The sequence below is a fragment of the Heliomarina baculiformis genome, assembly GCF_019966545.1.
Classification (GTDB): domain Bacteria; phylum Pseudomonadota; class Alphaproteobacteria; order Rhodobacterales; family Rhodobacteraceae; genus Heliomarina; species Heliomarina baculiformis.
On record NZ_JAIMIC010000001.1, the window covers coordinates 663,865 to 683,928 of the forward strand.

Here is a 20,064-nt window from a genome sequence, read left to right on the forward strand (position 1 = left end):
TGGTCGTGAATGTCATGCCAGCTCTCCCGGCCCGGTGATCATACCGGCATTTCGGGGGATCGGCCAAAGAAACGGGGCGGCACGCTGCACCGCCCCATCCGAAGGAACTGTCAGATCCGTTTAGATGTAGCCGAAATCCGTCATCAGCTCGCGATAGATATCCGCGGCCTTGGCGGCGCGTTCGCCCTTTTCGGCCTCTTTAGCCATGATGTCCTTGGAGGCACCCGACAGCATTTCCAGCACGTCGTCCGGCAGGGTGATAACCTCGATACCATTCTCTTCGATACCAGACGCAAGCGCGATGGCTTCCTTGTGCTGGTATTCCTGCGAGCGCAGGAAGAAGCGGTTCTGCATCGTGTCGATCAGCGCGGTGCGCATATCGTCATCCAGCGAGTCCAGCTGATCCATGTTCACCGCGTAGGCATCCGTGGTCATGCCGAGACCCGGCTTGCAATGGAATTTGCAGACTTCCCAGAGCGACATGGACTTGGCACCGATCGCCGCGCCCCAGTGCGCGCCATCGACAACACCCGAGCTGAGCGCCTGATAGAGTTCGGAACCCGGCACATATTGCGGCGCGGCCCCGGCGGCGGCAAGGTAGTCGATCATCGTGCCCGACGACCGGATCTTGAGACCGCGGAAATCGTCGGCGGATTCGATGCGCTTGGAGACGACCATCTCGACCGGCAGCACCTTTTCCGCCATCAGCATGACGCCTTCTTTGTTCAGGTCTTCGTTGACCAGATCCTCGAGCCCGAGGTTCTTGATCGCATGCTGCAACTGCCAGCTTTCACGGAACGTGCCCGGAATGCCGTAAACAAAAGATGCGGCCTGTGCTTGGTCCTGGATATAGGACGGCGACAGCGTCGCCATCGGCACCACGCCCTTGCGCAGGATGTTGTAGATATCCGGCCCCTTGGCGAATTCACCAGCACCAAGCGGTTCGAGCTTGAACGCGCCGTCTGTGCGCTCTTCGAGCACGGTGGCCAGAACGCCAAGGCTGTCGGTGAACGAGCTGGACGCCTTGGGCCAGTGCGACTGAACGCGCCAGGTAACCTTGCCCTGTGCGATCCCCTTGCCGACGAGTGCCGGCGTGGCGATTGCGCCCAGTGCGGCCCCCCGCAACATGCTCCGGCGATTCAGCATTGATGATGAAGCGGTCATAATGTCCTCCCTTGGCTAACCGAGTGGAACTATTTTCCGCATTGCGAGAAATGTAAACACCGGTAACGCATTAGACCGCCCGAACCTGCATAAAAAATTCGTGCTTGGGCTGCCCGAGGTGGGCGATCGACGGGCTATTTCCGCAGTGCGGGACGCTTTAGCCGACCTGCCGCCCATGCGACCAGACTCCGCGCAGCGAAGCGACGCCTTCGACAGGCCTGACACGGACCAGATCCGCACGCAAGCCTTCGGCAATCCGCCCCCGGTCGGTCAGCCCGGTCGCGCGCGCCGGCGCCGAGGTGACGGTGGCCATCGCACGCGGCAGATCATCCCAGAGGTCTGCAAGTCGCAGAGCTGCGCTCATCAGTGCCGAGGGCACGTAGTCCGACGAGAAGATATCAAGCAGATCGAGCCGCGCCAGTTCTTCCGCCGCCACATTGCCGGAATGCGAGCCGCCGCGGATCAAGTTGGGCGCGCCCATCATGACGGCGATACCATTATCCTTGCAGGCCTGCGCCGCCTCGACGGTCGTCGGGAACTCGGCCAGCCGGATTCCGTGGGCCGCGCTGGTGGTGACGTGACCGGTGTCGGTGTCGTCATGGCTTGCCAGCACGGCCCCGAAACGCACCGCCGCCGCAACGGCCGCTGCCTCATGCGCCTCGCCCAGCCTTTCACGGGTGGCCACCTGATGCGCCACGTGTTCCTCGAACTGGTCATCGGAAAGCCCGTGCTTGCCGCAGACATAGGCCCGCAGTTTTTCCAGATCGCGGAACTGACGCTGCCCCGGCGTATGATCCATGATCGACACGATCCCGACCCGGTCATCGGCACCGAACTTGCCCAGCTCTTCGGTCAGGGTTTCCGAACAGACTTCGGCCCGCAGGTGGAGAAAGTGGCTGATACGCAGCAGGCCGCGCGCGCGCATGTCCAGCAACTCGCTGGCAAGCGGTCGCGCATATTCGCGATAGTTCGTTCGATTGTTCGACACGACCGAACCAACCCTCAGCGCATCGAAAACGGTCGTGATGCCGGTGCTGGCCAGTTCCCCGTCATGGGCGATGATCGCCGCCGCGTGGGGCCAGTCGACCTTGGGTCGGGGCTGGATATGCCGTTCGAGATTGTCCGTATGCAATTCGATCAGGCCGGGGATCAGCAGGTCGCCGTCGCAATCCACCGCCCCTGCCCGCGCACTGCGCCCGGTATCGACGGCGGTGATCATCCCGTCACCAAAACAGACCGTGCCGCGCACGACCTCGTTCTCAAGCACCAGATCCGCGTTGGTGAGGATCATCTCGCTGGTTTCATATCTCATCTGCATCATTCATGCCTTTACGGGTGACAGCAGCGCCAGAACCGCCGTGACGGCGTTTTCCAGCGGGCCGGAATTATCGATTTCCACAAGCGGCAGCGTGGCACTCAGGGGCATGGCGGCCCGTGCCAGTCGCTGGTCAATATCTTCGGGAGTTTCACGGCCACGCCCCGCGAGACGCTTGGCAAGAACCGCCGCATCCGCCGTGACATGCAACACCGTGAGACCGGGAATTTTCTGCGCGGCCTCCTCAAGAACCGCCCGCGAGGCATTGAACATCACGTCCCGCCCCCGCTGCGCCGCGGCCAGCTCGCTCACCGGAATGCCGTATTTCAACCCATGCGCCTGCCAGTGCAGAAGAAAGTCGCCCTGCGCCAAACGGCGGTCGAATTCCTGCGCCGTGACGGGCTCGAAATCTTCGCCGCCTGCATCCGCCCGCCGGGTAATGACGCGTCGCACAAGATGCAGATTCGGCTGCGACGCCAGCACAGCCGCCATCAGGCTGTCCTTGCCCACGCCGGAGGGGCCAACGACAGCAAAGACGCGCCCGGCCATTACGCGGCCCTTGGGGTGAAACGCGATACATCGATCTCGCGGTCGGCGACCCGGGCGCGGGCCTCCTCGTCGTGAAAGATACCGATAATCGCCGCACCCCGCGCCTTGGCCTCGTGGATCAGGTCCAGCACCGTCGCACGATTGGCGGCATCGAGGCTCGCGGTCGGCTCGTCGAGCAACATGGCCGGAAACACATGTGCAAATCCGCGCGCAATGTTCACCCGCTGCTGCTCGCCACCGGAAAAGGTGGTCGGCGACAGCTCCCACAGGGTTTCGGGTATCCGCAGCCGGTTCAACAATTCCCGCGCGCGCGCCTCTGCCGCAACGCGCTCCATGCCAACAGCCAGCATCGGTTCGGCCACCACGTTCAGCGTCGCGACCCGGGGAACCACCCGGAGAAACTGGCTCACATATCCCAGCGTCTCGCGCCGCAGTTTCAGGATCTCGCGAGGTTCAGCCGTCGCAACGTCGACATCGCCCACGATGATCGATCCGGATGCCGCAAGGTAATTGCCATAGATCATTCGCATCAGGGTCGATTTGCCCGCGCCCGACGATCCTGTCAGCGCCACGCATTCACCGGGTGCGACTTCCAGATCGGCCCCCGCCATCACCGGAATCACCGCTCCGCCCTGATTGTGCAGCGTGAATGTCTTCGCAACGTTTCTGACCGATATCATTTTCTTCTTGCTCCAAATACTCCGGGGGAGTCCGCGCCTCCGCGCGGACGGGGGCAGCGCCCCCTTTTTCAAACCTGCAGAACCGAACTGACCAAAAGCTGCGTATAGCCATGCTGCGGATCGTCCAGCACCTGGTCCGTCAGCCCAGCTTCCACCACATGCCCGGATTTCATCACCATCAGCCGGTCCGCCAGCAGGCGCACCACGGCCAGATCATGGGTCACGATGATCGCCGAAAGCCCCATCTCGCGTACAAGCCCACGCAGCAGGTCCAAAAGCCGCGCCTGCACGCTCACATCCAGTCCGCCGGTCGGCTCATCCATGAAAACCAGCCGCGGCCCGGTCACAAGGTTGCGCGCGATCTGCAAGCGCTGCTGCATACCGCCGGAAAATGCGCCGGGGCGATCGTCCACCCGGTCCTCGGCAATTTCCACGCGGTCGAGCCAGTCGATCGCCTGCTCGCGAATGTTCCCGTAGTGCCGCGCGCCCACGGCCATCAGCCGCTCACCCACATTGCCCCCGGCCGAGACACCCATGCGCAGCCCGTCGCGGGCGTTCTGATGGACAAAAGCCCAGTCGGTCCGCCCCAGCATACGCCGTTCGGGTTCCGACATTTTCAGCGTATCCTTCAAACCATCGGCGCGCGTGTTGAACAGGATCTCGCCTGCGTCCGGGGCAAGGTGTCCGGCCAGACAGTTCAGCAGGGTCGACTTGCCCGAGCCGGATTCGCCAACGATCCCGATCACCTCACCGGGATAGAGGTCGAAATTCACATCCGTACAGCCGATCCGCGCCCCATAGGTCTTGCGGATGTCGCGCACTTGCAAAAGCGGTGTAGCGGGCGTGCTCATTCTGCGGCCTCCGTGAATGGTGCGGATTGCGCGCCACGATGGCCTTCGGCCTGGCGCGTTGCGCAGTAGTCGGTGTCGGAGCAGACGAACATGCGCCCGCCCGCGTCATCCATGATCACCTCGTCGAGATAGGTGTTCTCGGCCCCGCACAGCGCACAGGGATGATCCGCCTTGGAGGGGTCAAACGGATGATCCTCGAAATCGAGACTGACGACCTTGGAATAAGGCGGCACCGCATAGATTCGTTGTTCGCGTCCGGCGCCGAACAATTGCAAGGCCGGGCTTTCCAGTCTCGGGTTGTCGAATTTCGGGATCGGGGACGGGTCCATGACATAGCGCCCCTCGACCTTGACCGGATAGGCATAGGCGGTTGCGATCTCGCCATGACGCGCGATGTCCTCGTAAAGCTTCACGTGCATCAGCCCGTATTCCTCAAGCCCGTGCATCTTGCGGGTCTCTGTCTCGCGCGGTTCCAGAAAGCGCAGGGGTTCCGGAATCGGCACCTGATAGACAAGGATCTGGTCCTCGGTCATCGGGGTTTCCGGAATCCGGTGGCGGGTCTGGATCACCGTGGCCTCGGTCGTGTGTTCCGTGGTCTCCACGCCCGCCGTACGCTCAAAGAACTTGCGGATCGAGACGGCGTTGGTCGTGTCATCCGCACCCTGATCGATCACCTTGAGCCGGTCCTCGGGCGTCAGACAGGCAGCTGTTACCTGAACACCACCTGTGCCCCATCCGTAGGGCATCGGCATCTCGCGGCTTGCAAAAGGCACCTGATAGCCGGGAATGGCCACGCCTTTGAGAATGGCCCGACGGATCATCCGCTTGGTCTGCTCGTCGAGATATGCAAAGTTATAGGCATCAGTTTCGACGCCCGGCCGCTCCTCAGTCATGGGTCGCGCTCCTTTTGAAAGGATATCCGATGGATCCGGTGAGTTTCTGTTCCGGTCTGGCCGTTGGCCTTGCGTTTCTTGGCGTGGCCTTTGTCGCCGGGCAGCGCAGCATCGGCAAAGAAAAATAGCTCATTCCGCCGCCTCCTTGTAACTCGCCTGCGCCTCGGCGCGCATCCGCCGCACCAGTTCCAGTTCCGACTGGAAATCGACGTAATGGGGCAGCTTGATGTGCTCAAGAAAACCCGTTGCCTGAATATTGTCCGAATGGGACAGTACAAATTCCTCGTCCTGTGCGGGTGCGCCGACATTGTCCTCGCCCAGTTCTTCCCAGCGCAGGGACCGGTCCACCAGCGCCATTGAAATCGCCTTGCGCTCGGTCTGGCCAAAGACCAGCCCGTAGCCGCGGGTGAATTGCGGCGGCTCGGTCTTGGATCCGGCGAACTGGTTGACCGTTTCGCATTCGGTCAGGTCGATTTCGCCGATCTCGACCGAGAAACCCAGCTCGGCGATCTCCATTTCGACCGGCACCTTGCCGATGCGCAACTCGCCCACGAAAGGGTGGTTGCGCCCGTATCCGCGCTGCGTCGAATAGGCCATGCCAAGCACAAAACCTTCGTCGCCCCTTGTCAGCGCCTGAAGCCGCAGCGCCCGGTTGGCGGGATATTCCATTGGCGCGCGGGTCATGTCGGGCGGAGTCTCGTCGCTGGGTGTCTCTTCCTGGATCAGCCCATCGCGATTAAGGAATTCCGTTATGCGCGGGGTTTCCTTGCGCTCGGCATCGACCTCTTGCGCACGCGGCGTTTCACCTTCGGCGGCCAGTTTGAAATCCAGCAGACGGTGCGTGTAGTCGAAGGTCGGCCCAAGCACCTGTCCGCCCGGGGCATCCTTGAACGTGGCAGAAACCCGGCGGTCGCAGATCATCGCGCCGGTATCGACCGGTTCGGAATGGCCGATGCGGGGCAGTGTGGTGCGATAGGCGCGGATCAGAAAAATCGCCTCGATCAGGTCGCCGCGCGACTGTTTGATCGCCAGCGCGGCGAGGTCGGGATCGTAAAGCGAGCCTTCGGCCATGACCCGGTTCACCGCTAGTTTCATCTGTTCACGGATCTGGGTCACCGAAAGTTCCGGCACGGCGGGATCACCGCGCCGTTCCTCGGCCAGCCATTCATGCGCGTTGTCGATGGCGCGCTCGCCCCCTTTGACGGCAACATACATCAGGCAGCCTCCACCTTGGTCGAGCGCGGCAGGGCGGCCAGCCGCTCCCCCGCGCAGAAATAGAAATCGAGCCCAAGGGGGAACAGGGCGCGGTTGGCGCGGAAAATTTCAACCTCGGGGAGCGAAAGCTGGGCCGTGGTTTCAATGCCCGGGCCGGAGAGGATGGCCCCATTGTTCGAGAGGTCCGGCATTTCGACGATCAGGGTGGCCGAACGGTCGGGATATTCGGCATTGCCAATCCGGAAACGCTCAAGCGGTGAAAGTGCGGCCCAGTCTCCAAGCGCGAATTGCGCCTCTTCCGCCTTGACCAGCGGCGCGCCGATGTGGAAAGCGCCCCAGTCGCGCATAGCCGGACTATCAACGCCCGGTGCGAGGTACAGCGGTGTTTCCGCATCGCAAAGCGTGAGCAAAAGAACAGCCGCAGCGGCAGAGACCGGCGCGGGTGCGGTTCCGCCGCTGACGGTTTCGATCTTGCCGGGCCGGGCCATCGCGTTCAATGCCGCGCGAAATCCGGCGGCGGAGTCGATTGGCGGGTTGGCAAACCCGCCGGTAAGCGCCTCTGTCTGCATCAGTCTTCTCCCCTGACCATGGTAAAGAAATCGACCTTGGTGGCGGCGGCTTTGGCTGCGCGGGTCGCGATCTGCGCCTCGCGTTCCGCTTCCAGCGGGTCGAGCACGCTGGCGCGCAAATCGGATGCGCGATCCGTCTGCATCATCGCATCGACCAGCGCTGCGCGCTGGGCGTGCGCCTTGTCGCGGCCCTGCACGTAGGCATGACCAACCTCGCCACTTTCCAGCCGCAAGGCACAGCGCGTCACTGTCATCTCGCCCAGATTGAAGGGCGCACCGGTGCCGCCCATGCGACCGCGTACCATGACGCCGCCCGCCTCGGGCACACGAAGCCAGGTGAAATCCGGCACGTCGCTGGCCTTGTCCATCAGGGCCGCAAGCCGCGCGGGGCTGGATTTGGCCAGAAGCCCCATCCACGCCTGACGCTCGGTTTTTTCTTGTTCAGCTTTCGCCATCTAGACACCTTGCAGATTTGTCTAAGAAACTATACAACTAGACAAATCATACGCTCTCCCCTTTGCCGGGGCAAGCCCGGTTAGATGAAGATTTGGTAACAAGATGACCCGAACACCCGTCTGGAAATCCATCGCCGCCGCTCTTGAGGCGGATATCGCCGCCGGGCACTACGGCGCGGGCGACAAGCTGCCAACCGAAGCAGCGCTGGCCAGCCGGTTTGGCGTCAACCGGCATACTGTCCGGCGCGCTCTCGGCGATATGAGCGAGCGCGGCATCCTGCGATCGCGCCGGGGCGCCGGCGTTTTCGTCGAAGCGCCGCCAACCGAATACCCGATTGGCAAGCGAGTGCGATTCCACCAAAGCATCCGCGCCACCGGGCGATTGCCACAACGTCGCGTGCTGCGGCTTGAGAGCAGGCCCGGCGATGCGGGCGAGACAAAGGCGCTTGAGCTTAACGCCGGGTCCATGGTGACCGTCTGCGAAGGGCTGTCGCTGGCGGGTGAGACGCCCATTGCGCATTTCATCTCGGTCTTTCCGCAGGATCGGCTTCCCGGCATGTTGCACACGCTGGAAGAGGTCACTTCGGTCACCGAAGCGCTGAAACTGAACGGTGTGGCAGATTACGTGCGGCGCGAAACGCGGGTCACGGCGGAAATGCCAAGCGCGACGCAGGCGCTGCATCTGCGGCTGCGCGAGAGCGATCCGCTGGTCAAGACGGTTGGCATCAACGAGGATATGGAAGGCAACCCCGTCGAATACGGGCAAACGTGGTTCGCGGGCGACAGGGTGACCCTGACCTTCAGCAACGACTAGGCGTCTTCATAGCGATCAAGGAATTCCTCGGCCTTGAGGCTGCGGAAATGGTCGAGCCGATCGCGCAAGGTCTGATGATCCCAGTCCCACCATGCCAGCGCGATCAGGCGCTCGGCGATTTCGGGCGGCTGGCGCAGGCGCAGCGGCTTGGCCGGAATGCCGGTCACGATGGTATAGGGTGCGACATCCTTGGTGACGATGGCTCCCGAGCTGACAACCGCGCCATGGCCGATGGTGATCTCTGGCTTGATCTGGGCGTTATGACCGATCCAGGTATCGTGCCCGATGACCGTCCGACGCGCGCGGCGATGCTCGAAAAACGCGGTATCGTCCTCGGCGTCTTCCCAGAGATCGGAGGAACGATACATGAAATGATGCAGGCTGGCCCGGTCGAGCGGATGATCGGTGGCCCCGATCCGCACGAAACTCGCGATATTGGCGAACTTGCCGATGGTTGCATTGGCGATGTCGCAGTAGCGGTCGCAATATGAATAGTCGCCGAATGTCGAATAGGCGACGCGACCGCCTTTCTTGACTTCGCAATACCGGCCGAATTCCGAGCCGGTGATATCGCAATCCGCCTCGATGCGGGGGGTATCCTTGCTGAGCATTTCCGTCCTGATCTTACTTGTCGCCCTGGATCAGCCGCTTGCGCAGCCAGCCCGACAGGCTGTCCATCGCCATGACCATAAGCACGACCAGCACGATGTAATAGGTGACTTCTTCCCAGTCCTTCTGGGTAATCATCGCCTGCGTCAGCAAAAGCCCGATACCGCCCCCGGTGATCGCGCCGATGATCGTCGCGCTGCGAGTGTTGGATTCGAAATAGTAGAGCACCTGGCTGAGCAGCACCGGCGTGACCTGCGGAATGACCCCAAAGCGATATCGCTGAAGCGTCGAGGCGCCGGTCGAAGAAATGCCCTCGATCTGTTTGTTATCCACGTTTTCCAGCGCTTCGGAGAACATCTTGCCAAAGCTTCCCGTGTCGGTGAGCAGGATGGCGAGCGAGCCCGTAAGCGGCCCGGGGCCCAACGCGCGGGACAGAAGAATCGTCCAGATCAACCCGTCAACGCCACGCAGGAAATCGAAAACCCGACGTGTGACAAAGCGCAGCGACCTGAGCGGTGCAAAGTTCTTGGCCGCGATGAAGGCGACAGGCAGGGCGACGATGGCCGCACCGAACGTACCGAGAAAGGCCATGAGAACGGTTTCGAACAGCGCCCAGGCCACATCGGAATGCCGCCACATGGCATTGTGCCAGAAATCCTGCCACGCACCAACAATGTTGGACCGGGCCGGATCGATCTGCGGGCCAAAGAAGATCTCTGAAACGCTGTGGCCATGATACGGACTGTCGAGCGTGAAAAAGAACAGCTCCCACCCGGTGAAATAGCGGAACACCTCGGTCCGGTTACGGGTCAGCGAGACGCGTCCGGCCTCCGTCGTAATGTTGAGCCTTGTGCGCGAGACAGAGATCCAGTCCGGCGCATTGTCACCAAGGTTCGTCACGATGTCGCGCCCGTCGACACGCGCTTCGATCAGGCCGAAACCCGGCACGTCATAGCTGAGCGCGTTTTCAGGCAGGAAGGTCACGACATGTCCATCGCCAAGGTCGATCACCTGCGCAGCGCCCCGCATTGCAACCCAGTCGGGTTCCTGACCGGGCGCATATTCGCCCTTGCGTTCACCTTCGATGGCGACAGTCACTTCGCCGCTGCGGTTGTCGCGAGAGACATGGGTCTTGTAGCTGACCATATCCGCGACAAGAGTGCGGGCGTTGTCGAGACGCGCGCGTTCGGCCAGTCCCGGCACGTCGAAGGCAAAGAAGACATAGACCAGATAGGCGATGATGACGGCGGGCAGCGCCAGCGCCATGAGCTTCTTGCGCTGGAACAGGTTGTCGGCGCGGGCGTAGAGGGCAGCGTCGGCCATCAATGTGCCTCCTGATGGATCAGGCGTTGACGGACGTAACCGGACAGCTGATCGAAGATGACGATAGTGAGGAAGAGAAGGATGAAGATCGCGGCGGCTTCGTCGAACTTGCCCTTGCCCCAGGACATGGCATTGCGCAGCTCGTAGCCGATGCCCCCTGCCCCGACAAAACCAAGAATCGCCGAGGCGCGGATGTTAATTTCAAAGCGCAGCAGCGCATAGCTGAAGTAGTTGGGCGACACCTGCGGCACCACGCCGAACCACATGCGCTGAAACCATGTGGCCCCGACGGAATGAAGCCCTTCGACCGGTTTCAGATCGGCGTTTTCGTTCACTTCGGAAAACAGCTTGCCCAGCGCGCCGGCGGTGTGAAAGGCGATGGCGATCATCGCGGGCACCGGCCCGCCGCCGAGGATAAAGATCAGCACCAGCGCAATGACGATTTCCGGCACTGCGCGCATGATGTCCATGACACGGCGAAACAGCGGAATGGCGCGCGGCCAGAGCGCCAGCCCCCGGGTCGAGAGCAGCGACAGGATGATCGCGAAAAGCGCCCCGATCAGCGTCGAGGCCGCCGCGATATTGATGGTTTCCAGCAGCGCCGGGAAGAATTTCACCAGATGCGCGGGCAAAAGGTGCAGCTTGGTCGAGGCATCCGCGACCACGTCGGCGGGAAAATCGAGAAGTTGCGGCAGACCGGCCCAGAAACCGCCCGCGTTGCGTTCATCCGCAAGCATGAACCCGGAAATCAGCATCAGCACGAAGACCGCCAGCATGATGCCGCCATAGAGTCGTTTTCGCTGGATCATCGCCACATAGCTGTCGCGGGGATGAGAATGGGCCGTGCTCTCGGTCAGGTTCGCCATACGGTGCTCGCAGAAATTGAAATGACCGGGCCCCGAGGGAGGCGCCCGGTCTGGAAAAAAGCCGTTTGCTTAGTTGCTCTTGGCTTTGCGTGCTTCGATGATCGACAGGTAGGCGTCGTGGGTGATGGGGTCAAAACCCAGCGACTCACCGGCAGCAACGCCATAGGCGCATTCCGGATCGGTTTCGTGCAGACCGTCAACCAGAGCGACCATCTTTTCCTTGACGTCAGCAGGCAGCGAGCTGCGCAGCACGACCGGGCCTTCCGGGATCGGCTTGGAGCGCCAGATTTCGACCAGATCATTCATGTCCACGAGACCGGCATCAACCGCCTTGCGCAGCGCGCCAGAGTTGTAGCCGTCTTCCCATGCGCCCTGACCATCGGCCCAGGTCACACCGCCGTCGACATCGCCATTGTTCACGGCAACGATGGTCTGCTCGTGACCGCCGGTGAACTTGACTTCGCCAAAGTAATCGCCGCTTTCCATCGAGGCACCGGTTTCGGCGGGGATTTCGATCGAGGGGATCAGGTAACCCGAGGTCGAGTTGGGATCGCCAAAGCCAAAGACCTTGCCCTTCATGTCTTCGAGCGAGGTGATGCCGCTGTCCTTACGGGCAAAACCGATGGAGTGATAGCCGTAGGAGCCGTCGAGGTTGATCTTGACGAGAACCGGCTCGACCACTTCGGGGTCAGACAGGTAAACAGCCGCGTAACCCGAAGCACCCAGCCATGCCATGTCGAGCGTGCCGCCGAGCAGGCCCTGGATCACGCCGTTATAGTCGGCGGGGGCGAAGAGTTTGGTGGGAACGCCCAGCGTTTCTTCGGCATAGGTGGCAAGGCATTCGTTCGAGGCCAGACGGTCCTGGGCGTTTTCGCCGCCCAGCAGACCGATGCGGAATTCGGTAATTTCCTGAGCTGCAACCGAGCCTGCAAGGGCGGTGGTCGCAAGCGCTGCTGCGATGAGTTTTTTCATAGGTCTTCTCCGTTGGTTACCGCCCCGTCCCGGGGTCGGATCAGTTGAAAGGGTAAGCGTCAGACCGCCACTTCCGCCGCGCGGATTTCGGGCGTGTGGTCGCGGATTTCGGTGGATGTGGCCGCTTCGGAAAAATCGGCGCCAGCACCATAGATGTCGCGCGCGACACCGGTGGTCAGCTGTTCGGGCGTGCCGTCGAAAACGATGCGGCCGTCGCGCATCCCGATAACCCGGTCACAATAGCGCCGCGCCGTATCCAGCGTATGAAGGTTGGCGATCACCATGCGGCCGTCCTCGTCATGGATGCGACGCAGGGATTCCATGACCACCTGTGCATTCATCGGGTCGAGCGAGGCGATAGGTTCGTCCGCAAGGATGATCTTGGGATCCTGCATGAGGGCGCGCGCAATGGCGACGCGCTGCTGCTGACCGCCGGAAAGCGCCTCGGCCCGCTTGGCCGCGTGATCGACGATGCCAAGCCGCTCGAGGATATCGATGGCGCGGTGGATGTCGTCGCGCGGGAACAGGTTGAACATCGAAGTGAAATTCGAACGCCGGTTCAGCGTGCCGTGCAGCACGTTTGACACCACGTCCATGCGCGGCACCAGATTGAACTGCTGGAAGATCATCGCGCATTCGGCCTGCCAGGCTCGCTTGGCCTTGCCGGTCAGCGAAAGGACATTGCGCCCCTCAAAGTTCAGCTCGCCCGAACTTGCATCTGTCAGCCGGTTCATCATGCGAAGGAAGGTGGACTTGCCTGCCCCGGAGCGTCCGATGATTCCCAGCATCATGGACCGGTCCACGGTAAAGGACGCTTCATCGACGGCGGTATTCGCCCCGAAGCGTTTGGTCAGTTTTTCGACAGACAGCATTCAGCACCCCATTCGTTCCGGCGCCACCGCTAGGGCGTTTGGGTCACTGCTTTGTGTCGGTTCTGCTAAAGTTTCGTGACATGGAGCGTCTAGCCTGTGGACAAGTCGGTGCAGCACGCGAGCGCGCCCAGAAAGAGGTCAGTTTCCGGCTTGCTGCTTGATAAAAGGCATTTTTGCAGATGCGCTCTTGGGAAGTGCCATGGCCTGCGCTAGGCTTTCCGGGAACGGCCCGGAAACAGGAACGGTGCCGCGCAGGAATGACAGAAATATGAAGCAACCTCTTCCGATTCTCGTCTTTACGGATCTGGACGGAACCTTGCTTGACCATCACGGCTACAGCTACGCCCCTGCCCTGCCCGCGCTTGACGCGATTGCCGCACTTTCCGGAGGCGTGGTGCTGGCGAGTTCGAAAACGGCCGCCGAAATCGCCCCGTTGCGCGACGAACTTGGCCTGTCGGGCTGGCCCGCCATCGTGGAGAACGGCGCAGGCTTGCTCGAAGCCGGAACCCATGCCGGAGACGACGCAGGGGATTATGCGGAGATAAGGTCGATCCTTGCCTCCTTGCCTCAAAACCTTCGATCCCCATTCCGCGGGTTCGGAGATATGAGCGCAAATGAAGTCTCCGACGCGACCGGCCTATCCGAAGCGCAAGCAGCCCTTGCGAGAGAGCGGCGCTATTCGGAACCGGGCATGTGGTCCGGATCCGAAGCAGATCGCGAAAGCTTCATCGCCGCCCTTTCCGATAAAGGCATTTCCGCCCGGATGGGCGGCCGGTTCCTGACCCTGTCGCTTGGCCACACGAAAGCCGACCGGATGGATGCCATCATCGACAGGTCCCGGCCCGCGCACAGCGTGGCGCTTGGTGACGCGCCAAACGATGTCGAAATGCTGGACCGGGCTGATTTCGGCTATATCGTCGCCAATCCCGATGCCGCACCCCTGCCTCGGCTCAAGGGCGAGGACGAAGGCCGCATCCGGCGCACCGAATTGCCGGGACCGGCAGGGTGGAATGCCGCGATCCTTGGTCTACTATCAGAACTGCAGTTGCTTACGGAGATCGGGCGACATGTCTGACTTTCATCAAAACGGCAATGTCGCCACGCTCCACAATCTGCGCACGCAATCGCTTGCGGAACTCAGCTATGAACTCGAGATTTTTTCCCAGTCCCGCAAAATCACCCTAATCCTGCCCTGCCTTTTCTCGGAACTTGAGGGCGAGGCGATGCCCCATATCCTGGAAGAGTTGAAGAAAGTCCCCTACCTGCACCGGATCATCATCGGGCTGGACCGGGCGGACGCCGCGCAATATCGCTATGCCTGCGAATTTTTCTCTGCCCTGCCTCAGAACCATATCGTACTTTGGAACGACAGCCCGCGCATGCGCGAACTCGAGCAGCGACTCGCGGACATCGGGCTTGCGCCGAATGAACCCGGCAAGGGCAAGAACGTCTGGAGCTGCCTTGGTTACCTGATTTCCTGTGCCGACAGTTCCGTCATGGCGATCCACGACTGCGATATCCTGACTTACACGAATGAAATGCTCGCGAGGCTGGTGTATCCGGTCGCCAATCCGACTTTTCCCTATCAGGTCGCCAAGGGATTCTATCCGCGCATCGGCGAAGGCAAGCTGAACGGGCGGGTCACACGGCTCTTGGTGAGCCCGCTCCTGATGGCGCTGAAACGGGTGATCGGGGATCGCGATTACCTCGATTACCTGCGCTCGTTCCGCTATCCGCTATCCGGGGAATTCGCGATGCGGACAGGAATCCTGCCAGATCTGCGCATTCCCTCAGACTGGGGGCTGGAAATCGGCATCCTGTCCGAAGCATGGCGCAACCTTGCGCCGCAGGCGGTCTGTCAGGTGGAGATCGCCGATGCCTATGATCACAAGCACCAGACGCTAAGCGAAGAAGACGCCTCGACCGGGCTGTCGCGCATGTCCACGGATATCTGCAAATCGATCTTTCGCAAGCTCGCGGCGGATGGAACGGTCTTTACCTTCCACGTCTTCCGCACGCTGAAGGCCACCTATTACCGCTGCGCGCTCGACCATCTGGATGCTTACTATAACGACGCCCAGATGAACGGGCTAAAGCTCGATCGCCACCGCGAGGAACAGACGATCGAACTCTTCGCGGAAAACCTGATGCGGGCGGGTCAGATTTTTCTGGAAAACCCGCATGAAACGCCGTTCATCTCTACGTGGAACCGGGTTCATTCGGCCGACCCGAGTTTCCTGCATGACCTGAAAGCGGCGGCAGCTGCGGATTTGGCCGAGTTCAGCACCTAAACGCTGCACCCGGCATTCTTCTTACTTGGCTTGGCGACGGCGGCGCGCACCCAGACCGATCAGCCCGGCAAGCCCCGCGATCATAAGGGGCGCCGTACCGGGAAGCGGGACAGCCGCCATGTCCGGCGTGTCGGGAACCACAATCGCTGAGTCATTCGCAGCGGTCAGGATATTATAGCCCAAGACGCCGTTGGTGCCGTAAAGCTGTAGGTAGAGGTCACCAGTAAAGGCATCGTCCAGCTCGAGCGTGAACGTCTGGTCGTTGCTCTGGTTGTAATAGTTGAAATCGACGGTCCCGAGGGTCTTGCCTTCCCACGCGCTATACTTGAGCGGCGTCGTCGACCACATGATCTTGCCGCCGGCGGAAAAGCTGTAGTCCTGCTTACCAAGCGTGCTGAAGGTGAGTTTGATTTCCTGAGCGCCGGACCCGAGGCCGGAAAACGCGAGGAAATCGTAATCGTTGGTGCCAGACCATGTGCCAGAAACCGAACCGGTGCCGGCCGCGATTGCGCTGAAGTTCCTCCAGTCACCGGAGAAATCGCCGCCCGCTACATCCGTTTCGGAAACGGTGCTGGCCGTTGCAGGGAGCATGGAGAAGGAAAGAAGTGCAGCTGAAACAAGGCTGCGGAAGAGTACGCGAGACATGGGGACCACTCGGAAACAGGTGTTGAGCACTTGCGCTAACGCACCCCGGAGGTTGAAGCAACCCAACCGTTCTTCGCGCTCTAAATCAGGAAACAATTCCGCTTTTTGCCCAGAATTGCCTTAGGAAAAAAACACAATACAGCCAGAACACGTTGCCCCGGCGCTGCTCAGTCACTGTCTTGGCGTCGATTCGTAATCCAGCGGCACTGATAGGGGGCCATGATGACCTGCTCGCTCAGCGGATCGATCACGTCGCCCGACAGGATATCGACCCAGTCCTCTCCATCGATCAGGTTGATGGACGCCGGGGATATCTCGACGGTCTCACCACTTGCATTATGCAGTGCAAAGATCGACTGGTCACGGTCAAGGCTCTGCCGCCAGAGGCCAAACAGCCGATCATCATCCAGTTTCAGCGTAAACTGCGTGGCGTTGGGATGAAAACCCGGCTGTTTCGCGCGCAGTTTCAGACGGTTCGACATAGCGGTCAGCACACGGGCCTGCGGCGAATCCGGCGCGTTGAGCAAGGCCAGCAGCGAAGGGTAGTCCCAGCGATGACGGTTGATTGCCCGGTTCATGCCGCGCCGCTCGACTTGTTCGTGATCGTTCGGCGTTGCCAGCAGAGAGTGGATGTAAAACGCCGGTATCCCCTCCATCGACATCACGATTGTCTGCGAGCATATGAACCTTTCGAAATGCAGATCGTCCGCGCCTTCAAAGGTCGAGGCGAGCGCGTCGTAAAAGGTAGTGTTCAACTCATAGGGAGATTGCCCGCCATCGGGCAGCGCGCGCATGGAGACAAGGCCGCCGTTGGCAACAACCGTATCGATCATGCGCTGTTTTTCATCCTCGGGCAGAACACCTTCGGCCGGGCGCATCCCAATCCCGTCATGGCTGGCAGTAAAGTTGAGATAGGCACAGCCAAGCTGGGCCGGGGGCATCGCGGTGGCCCATCGGTGCAGGTAGCGCGCGGTGCCCGACATCATCGCGTGAAGGATCAGCGGCGGCAGCGGGAAGTTGTAAACCGCATGCGCTTCGTTGCGATTGCCGAAATAGCTGAGGTTCTCCGTACGCGGCACGTTGGTTTCGGTCAGCAGAACCACCGGCTCGACCGTGAAATCACAGAGCAGCCGCAGCAGTCGGATGATCGCATGCGTCTGCGGCAGATGGATCGACGGTGTGCCTACCTCTTTCCAGATAAAGGCTACCGCATCCAGCCGGATGATCCGCACACCATTATCCAGATGCAGCCGGATGATGCGAAGAAATTCAAGCAGCACCTCCGGATTGCGGAAATCCACGTCGATCTGGTCATGGCTGAATGTGCACCAGACGTAGCGGGTGCCGTGTACCGTTTCGACCTCTTGCAAGAGCGGCGTCGTCCGCGGGCGGACCACGTCCGAGAGATCATCCTCGGGCGAGGCCTCGAAAAAGAACTTGTCATAGGGCGCGATGCCCTGCCGGTAGGAATTGAACCACGGCCCTTGGCTCGAGACATGGTTCAGAACCAGATCGGACATCAGGTGGAATTCGCTGCCGATCCGGTTGATATCGGCCCAGTCGCCAAGCTGCGGATTGACGCTCCTGAAATCGGTCACGGCAAAGCCGTCATCCGAAGTAAAGGGAAAGAACGGCAGGATGTGAACACCGTTAACGACGCCCTTCAGCCGGGTGCGCAGGAAGTCATAAAGCAGATCGAGCGGCTTGTGTTTCCCGTCCAGCAGCGAATTGCCATAGGTGATGAGCAGTGCATCTTTCTCGGACCAGAGATTGTTCCCCGGCGTGCGTGATCGTTTGCGCTGATGCGTACCCTCGGGCCAAAAGGCGGCTACCATCTGTCGCGCCAACATCACGGTGTCCTGATCGGGATAGATACTGTCGAGAAGACCCTTGATCTTCTGGTCGAAGGAATGCGGCGGGCTAATCATCAATCAGCGGGTCCGATCTGTTGAATGCCCTGCACCCCGGGTCGAAAAAGGGACGGGCCATTCGTTCAGCATAAAAATCCACGACTGGCGATCAATCACTCTCCCACGCAGTTGCGTCATTTTGCGTCACCGGCGCGTTAGCCTGATGTTTTTTCAATCGAAATCCGGACATTCACGCGTTTGCGCTGGGATCATGGTGCCAGAGCGAGATCCGACCCATCCCAGTAAAACAAGTATTCACAGGGCTTGCGCCCATCAGCGTTGCACTGTCCCATCGAACCACCGGTGATGATGCCGGTATTGCCATTGTTCAACGGGATCAGCTTTACGCCCAGCGCCAGCAGGTTCTTGGGCTGCCCGGTGGCCGGGTAGTCCGAGCTGATGAAGACGTCCGCCGAGCACATCGAGGCACCGCAGAAAGGCCGCGCCGGGGCGTTGACGCATTCAACCTCACGCCAGTCGAGCACCACGTCCTCGATGCCGTCGCCATCGATATCGCCACTGAGCAAGTAGTTCTCGCCCGTGGTAGCATCGCCGTTGCACCCCTCGACCATCGTTCCCTCGGCCACCCGGCGCATATCCACGCCACCATCTGACTGTTCCCGCGGCTCCGGGGGCGTGCCATCCCAGGATATACCGCTGCTTTCGAACATCGATTGGCAGTACCCGAGCAACTGGTCGTATCCGGTGGCAAAACCCGCTGCCGGTATAGGTTGACGGCCCTCGTTGGTGATGATTTCGAACCCGGGGCTTGCGGCCATGGATTGCAAAAGCGCGTCCTGCGCCGCGACCCGTGCCTCCCACGTCCCGAACAGCTCGTTCCAGATCAACTCGGGTATGCGGTAGCCCTGCGCCCCGGTGCTTATGATGACATCTTGCCGTTTGAATTCGCTTTGCGGCGCCGGAATATGTCCCATGCCGATGTAAAGTATCAGGGTGTTGGGCGCGGAGATATCAGGCTCCATATTCCCGGTTTCCTGTGGCGACAGGCCTCGTGGGGACCGTTCGCCGCAGACAAGGCTGATCTCGACCCCGGCGGGTGCGTTCAGGAAACCCGCAAAATAGGACCCATCATCACTTGTCTGCAATTGCCATCCCTGTGCGGCCAGCGCGCCAGGAAAAAGCAAGAGCAGTGAAATCAGCAGTCTCTTCATGTTCAATCCGCCGTCCATCCGCCGTCGATAAGCATCGAAGTTCCCGTCACCATGGCCGAAGCATCGCTCGCAAGGTAAAGCGCCGCACCCATGATATCCGACACTTCGCCCACCCGGCCAAGTTTGATCTTGTCCTCGATCCAGGCCACCTGTTCGGGGCGCGCAAAGGTCGGCGCGGTCAGCGGTGTGCGGATGAAGGTCGGCGCAATCGTATTCACGCGGATATCGTAGTCGGCCCACTCCAGCGCCATCGCCCGGACCATGCCTTCGAGACCCCATTTCGAAGCACAGTAAAGCGTGCGTTCGCGGCCACCCACGTGACCCATCTGGCTCGAGATATGGATGATCGAGCCCGGCTTGCCCGCGTCACGCAGCGCGGTCGCGCAGGTGGTCGAAAGAAAATAGGCCGCCCGCAGGTTCAACGAGATGACCCGGTCGAATTCCGCAGGCGAGGTGTCGAAAGCAAGACCCGGAAAGGTGGTCCCGGCGGCATTGACCACCACGTCAAAGACCTGCCCATCAAGCGCGGTTTCCATGGCATTTAGATCCGCCAGATCGAGCGGCAGCGCCTCAGCAGACCAGCCCCTTTGGGTCATCGCCTCGACGGTTTCGTTCAGCCGTTCAGCCCGGCGCGCGGCACAGACCACATGCGCCCCGGCATCGGCAAGCGCGACGGCACAGCCCTGCCCAATGCCCGAGGAAGCACCGGTGACAAGCGCGATCCTACCATCCATTCGTTGCGAGGGCGGCGTGGGCAGATCTGTCATGAAAGGGTTTTCCTGTTGCAATCACGCAATCTTTTGCCCAAGCCGCGTGACGTTGCAACCGAGCGTTGCCGCGATCTTCAAAAATACCGGACGAATGCTATCGGCGGCCCATGGCTTTCCTCGACGCGGCGT

General features: G+C 61.0%; 21 protein-coding genes. 3 read left to right on the forward strand and 18 right to left on the reverse strand.

The annotated features are described in order from the left end of the window. Positions 1-120: 120 nt before the first annotated feature. The 9 genes from dctP to phnG all read right to left on the reverse strand — a co-directional run bounded on the left by dctP (position 121) and on the right by phnG (position 7,691). The gene (gene dctP / locus MF268_RS03220; protein WP_238369454.1) at positions 121-1,164 is read right to left on the reverse strand and encodes a TRAP transporter substrate-binding protein DctP; all 1,044 of its coding nucleotides are present in this window, start codon (positions 1,162-1,164) and stop codon (positions 121-123) included. A gap of 157 nt (positions 1,165-1,321) precedes the next feature. Beyond that, a complete protein-coding gene (locus MF268_RS03225; RefSeq protein WP_238369455.1) occupies positions 1,322-2,476 on the reverse strand; it encodes an alpha-D-ribose 1-methylphosphonate 5-triphosphate diphosphatase in 1,155 nt (384 codons plus the stop codon). Positions 2,477-2,485: 9 nt separating this feature from the next. Beyond that, positions 2,486-3,028, reverse strand: coding sequence for a phosphonate metabolism protein/1,5-bisphosphokinase (PRPP-forming) PhnN (phnN, locus tag MF268_RS03230; RefSeq protein WP_238369456.1), 543 nt, complete (start codon positions 3,026-3,028; stop codon positions 2,486-2,488). Continuing rightward, the gene (gene phnL / locus MF268_RS03235) at positions 3,028-3,708 is read right to left on the reverse strand and encodes a phosphonate C-P lyase system protein PhnL (RefSeq protein WP_238369457.1); all 681 of its coding nucleotides are present in this window, start codon (positions 3,706-3,708) and stop codon (positions 3,028-3,030) included. The genes phnN and phnL overlap by 1 nt, the downstream gene beginning before the upstream one ends. A gap of 68 nt (positions 3,709-3,776) precedes the next feature. Continuing rightward, on the reverse strand, positions 3,777-4,559 hold the full coding sequence (gene phnK / locus MF268_RS03240) for a phosphonate C-P lyase system protein PhnK (protein WP_238369458.1): 783 nt from the start codon (positions 4,557-4,559) through the stop codon (positions 3,777-3,779). After that, positions 4,556-5,452 carry an alpha-D-ribose 1-methylphosphonate 5-phosphate C-P-lyase PhnJ gene (locus MF268_RS03245; protein WP_238369459.1) on the reverse strand — a complete coding sequence of 299 codons (897 nt, stop codon included), beginning with the start codon at positions 5,450-5,452 and terminating at the stop codon, positions 4,556-4,558. The genes phnK and MF268_RS03245 overlap by 4 nt, the downstream gene beginning before the upstream one ends. Positions 5,453-5,581: 129 nt before the next feature. Then, on the reverse strand, positions 5,582-6,667 hold the full coding sequence (locus tag MF268_RS03250) for a carbon-phosphorus lyase complex subunit (RefSeq protein WP_238369460.1): 1,086 nt from the start codon (positions 6,665-6,667) through the stop codon (positions 5,582-5,584). Further along, positions 6,667-7,236: a phosphonate C-P lyase system protein PhnH gene (gene phnH, locus MF268_RS03255; protein WP_238369461.1), complete on the reverse strand. Its 570-nt coding sequence runs from the start codon at positions 7,234-7,236 to the stop codon at positions 6,667-6,669. The genes MF268_RS03250 and phnH overlap by 1 nt, the downstream gene beginning before the upstream one ends. Beyond that, positions 7,236-7,691, reverse strand: coding sequence for a phosphonate C-P lyase system protein PhnG (phnG, locus tag MF268_RS03260; protein WP_238369462.1), 456 nt, complete (start codon positions 7,689-7,691; stop codon positions 7,236-7,238). Before phnG ends, phnH begins: the two co-directional genes overlap by 1 nt. A gap of 103 nt (positions 7,692-7,794) precedes the next feature. On the opposite strand from phnG, the gene phnF reads away from it, so the two are divergent. Continuing rightward, positions 7,795-8,505, forward strand: a complete 711-nt coding sequence (gene phnF, locus MF268_RS03265) for a phosphonate metabolism transcriptional regulator PhnF (protein WP_238369463.1) — start codon at positions 7,795-7,797, stop codon at positions 8,503-8,505. On the opposite strand, the gene MF268_RS03270 is transcribed toward phnF, so the two are convergent. From MF268_RS03270 to phnC, 5 genes are all read right to left on the reverse strand, one after another. After that, a complete protein-coding gene (locus MF268_RS03270; RefSeq protein WP_238369464.1) occupies positions 8,502-9,116 on the reverse strand; it encodes an LbetaH domain-containing protein in 615 nt (204 codons plus the stop codon). The genes phnF and MF268_RS03270 overlap by 4 nt on opposite strands. Before the next feature lie 13 nt (positions 9,117-9,129). Then, positions 9,130-10,437, reverse strand: a complete 1,308-nt coding sequence (phnE, locus tag MF268_RS03275; RefSeq protein ID WP_238369465.1) for a phosphonate ABC transporter, permease protein PhnE — start codon at positions 10,435-10,437, stop codon at positions 9,130-9,132. After that, complete coding sequence (gene phnE, locus MF268_RS03280; RefSeq protein ID WP_238369466.1) at positions 10,437-11,303, reverse strand: phosphonate ABC transporter, permease protein PhnE; 867 nt, start codon at positions 11,301-11,303, stop codon at positions 10,437-10,439. Before phnE (MF268_RS03280) ends, phnE (MF268_RS03275) begins: the two co-directional genes overlap by 1 nt. Positions 11,304-11,372: 69 nt before the next feature. Continuing rightward, positions 11,373-12,275, reverse strand: coding sequence for a phosphonate ABC transporter substrate-binding protein (gene phnD / locus MF268_RS03285; protein WP_238369467.1), 903 nt, complete (start codon positions 12,273-12,275; stop codon positions 11,373-11,375). Positions 12,276-12,334: 59 nt separating this feature from the next. Further along, a complete protein-coding gene (gene phnC, locus MF268_RS03290; RefSeq protein WP_238369468.1) occupies positions 12,335-13,147 on the reverse strand; it encodes a phosphonate ABC transporter ATP-binding protein in 813 nt (270 codons plus the stop codon). Positions 13,148-13,415: 268 nt separating this feature from the next. On the opposite strand from phnC, the gene MF268_RS03295 reads away from it, so the two are divergent. Together MF268_RS03295 and MF268_RS03300 are read left to right on the forward strand one after the other, a co-directional pair. Further along, positions 13,416-14,222, forward strand: coding sequence for an HAD-IIB family hydrolase (locus MF268_RS03295; RefSeq protein WP_238369469.1), 807 nt, complete (start codon positions 13,416-13,418; stop codon positions 14,220-14,222). After that, a complete protein-coding gene (locus tag MF268_RS03300; protein ID WP_238369470.1) occupies positions 14,215-15,438 on the forward strand; it encodes a glycosyltransferase family protein in 1,224 nt (407 codons plus the stop codon). The genes MF268_RS03295 and MF268_RS03300 overlap by 8 nt, the downstream gene beginning before the upstream one ends. Positions 15,439-15,459: 21 nt before the next feature. On the opposite strand, the gene MF268_RS03305 is transcribed toward MF268_RS03300, so the two are convergent. The 4 genes from MF268_RS03305 to MF268_RS03320 all read right to left on the reverse strand — a co-directional run bounded on the left by MF268_RS03305 (position 15,460) and on the right by MF268_RS03320 (position 19,932). Further along, a complete protein-coding gene (locus tag MF268_RS03305; protein WP_238369471.1) occupies positions 15,460-16,083 on the reverse strand; it encodes a VPLPA-CTERM sorting domain-containing protein in 624 nt (207 codons plus the stop codon). A gap of 167 nt (positions 16,084-16,250) precedes the next feature. Next, complete coding sequence (locus MF268_RS03310; RefSeq protein WP_238369550.1) at positions 16,251-18,011, reverse strand: sugar phosphorylase; 1,761 nt, start codon at positions 18,009-18,011, stop codon at positions 16,251-16,253. 191 nt (positions 18,012-18,202) lie between these two features. After that, positions 18,203-19,165: a hypothetical protein gene (locus tag MF268_RS03315; RefSeq protein WP_238369472.1), complete on the reverse strand. Its 963-nt coding sequence runs from the start codon at positions 19,163-19,165 to the stop codon at positions 18,203-18,205. 2 nt (positions 19,166-19,167) lie between these two features. Continuing rightward, positions 19,168-19,932, reverse strand: coding sequence for an SDR family NAD(P)-dependent oxidoreductase (locus MF268_RS03320; RefSeq protein WP_238369473.1), 765 nt, complete (start codon positions 19,930-19,932; stop codon positions 19,168-19,170). Between the last annotated feature and the right edge of the window lie 132 nt (positions 19,933-20,064).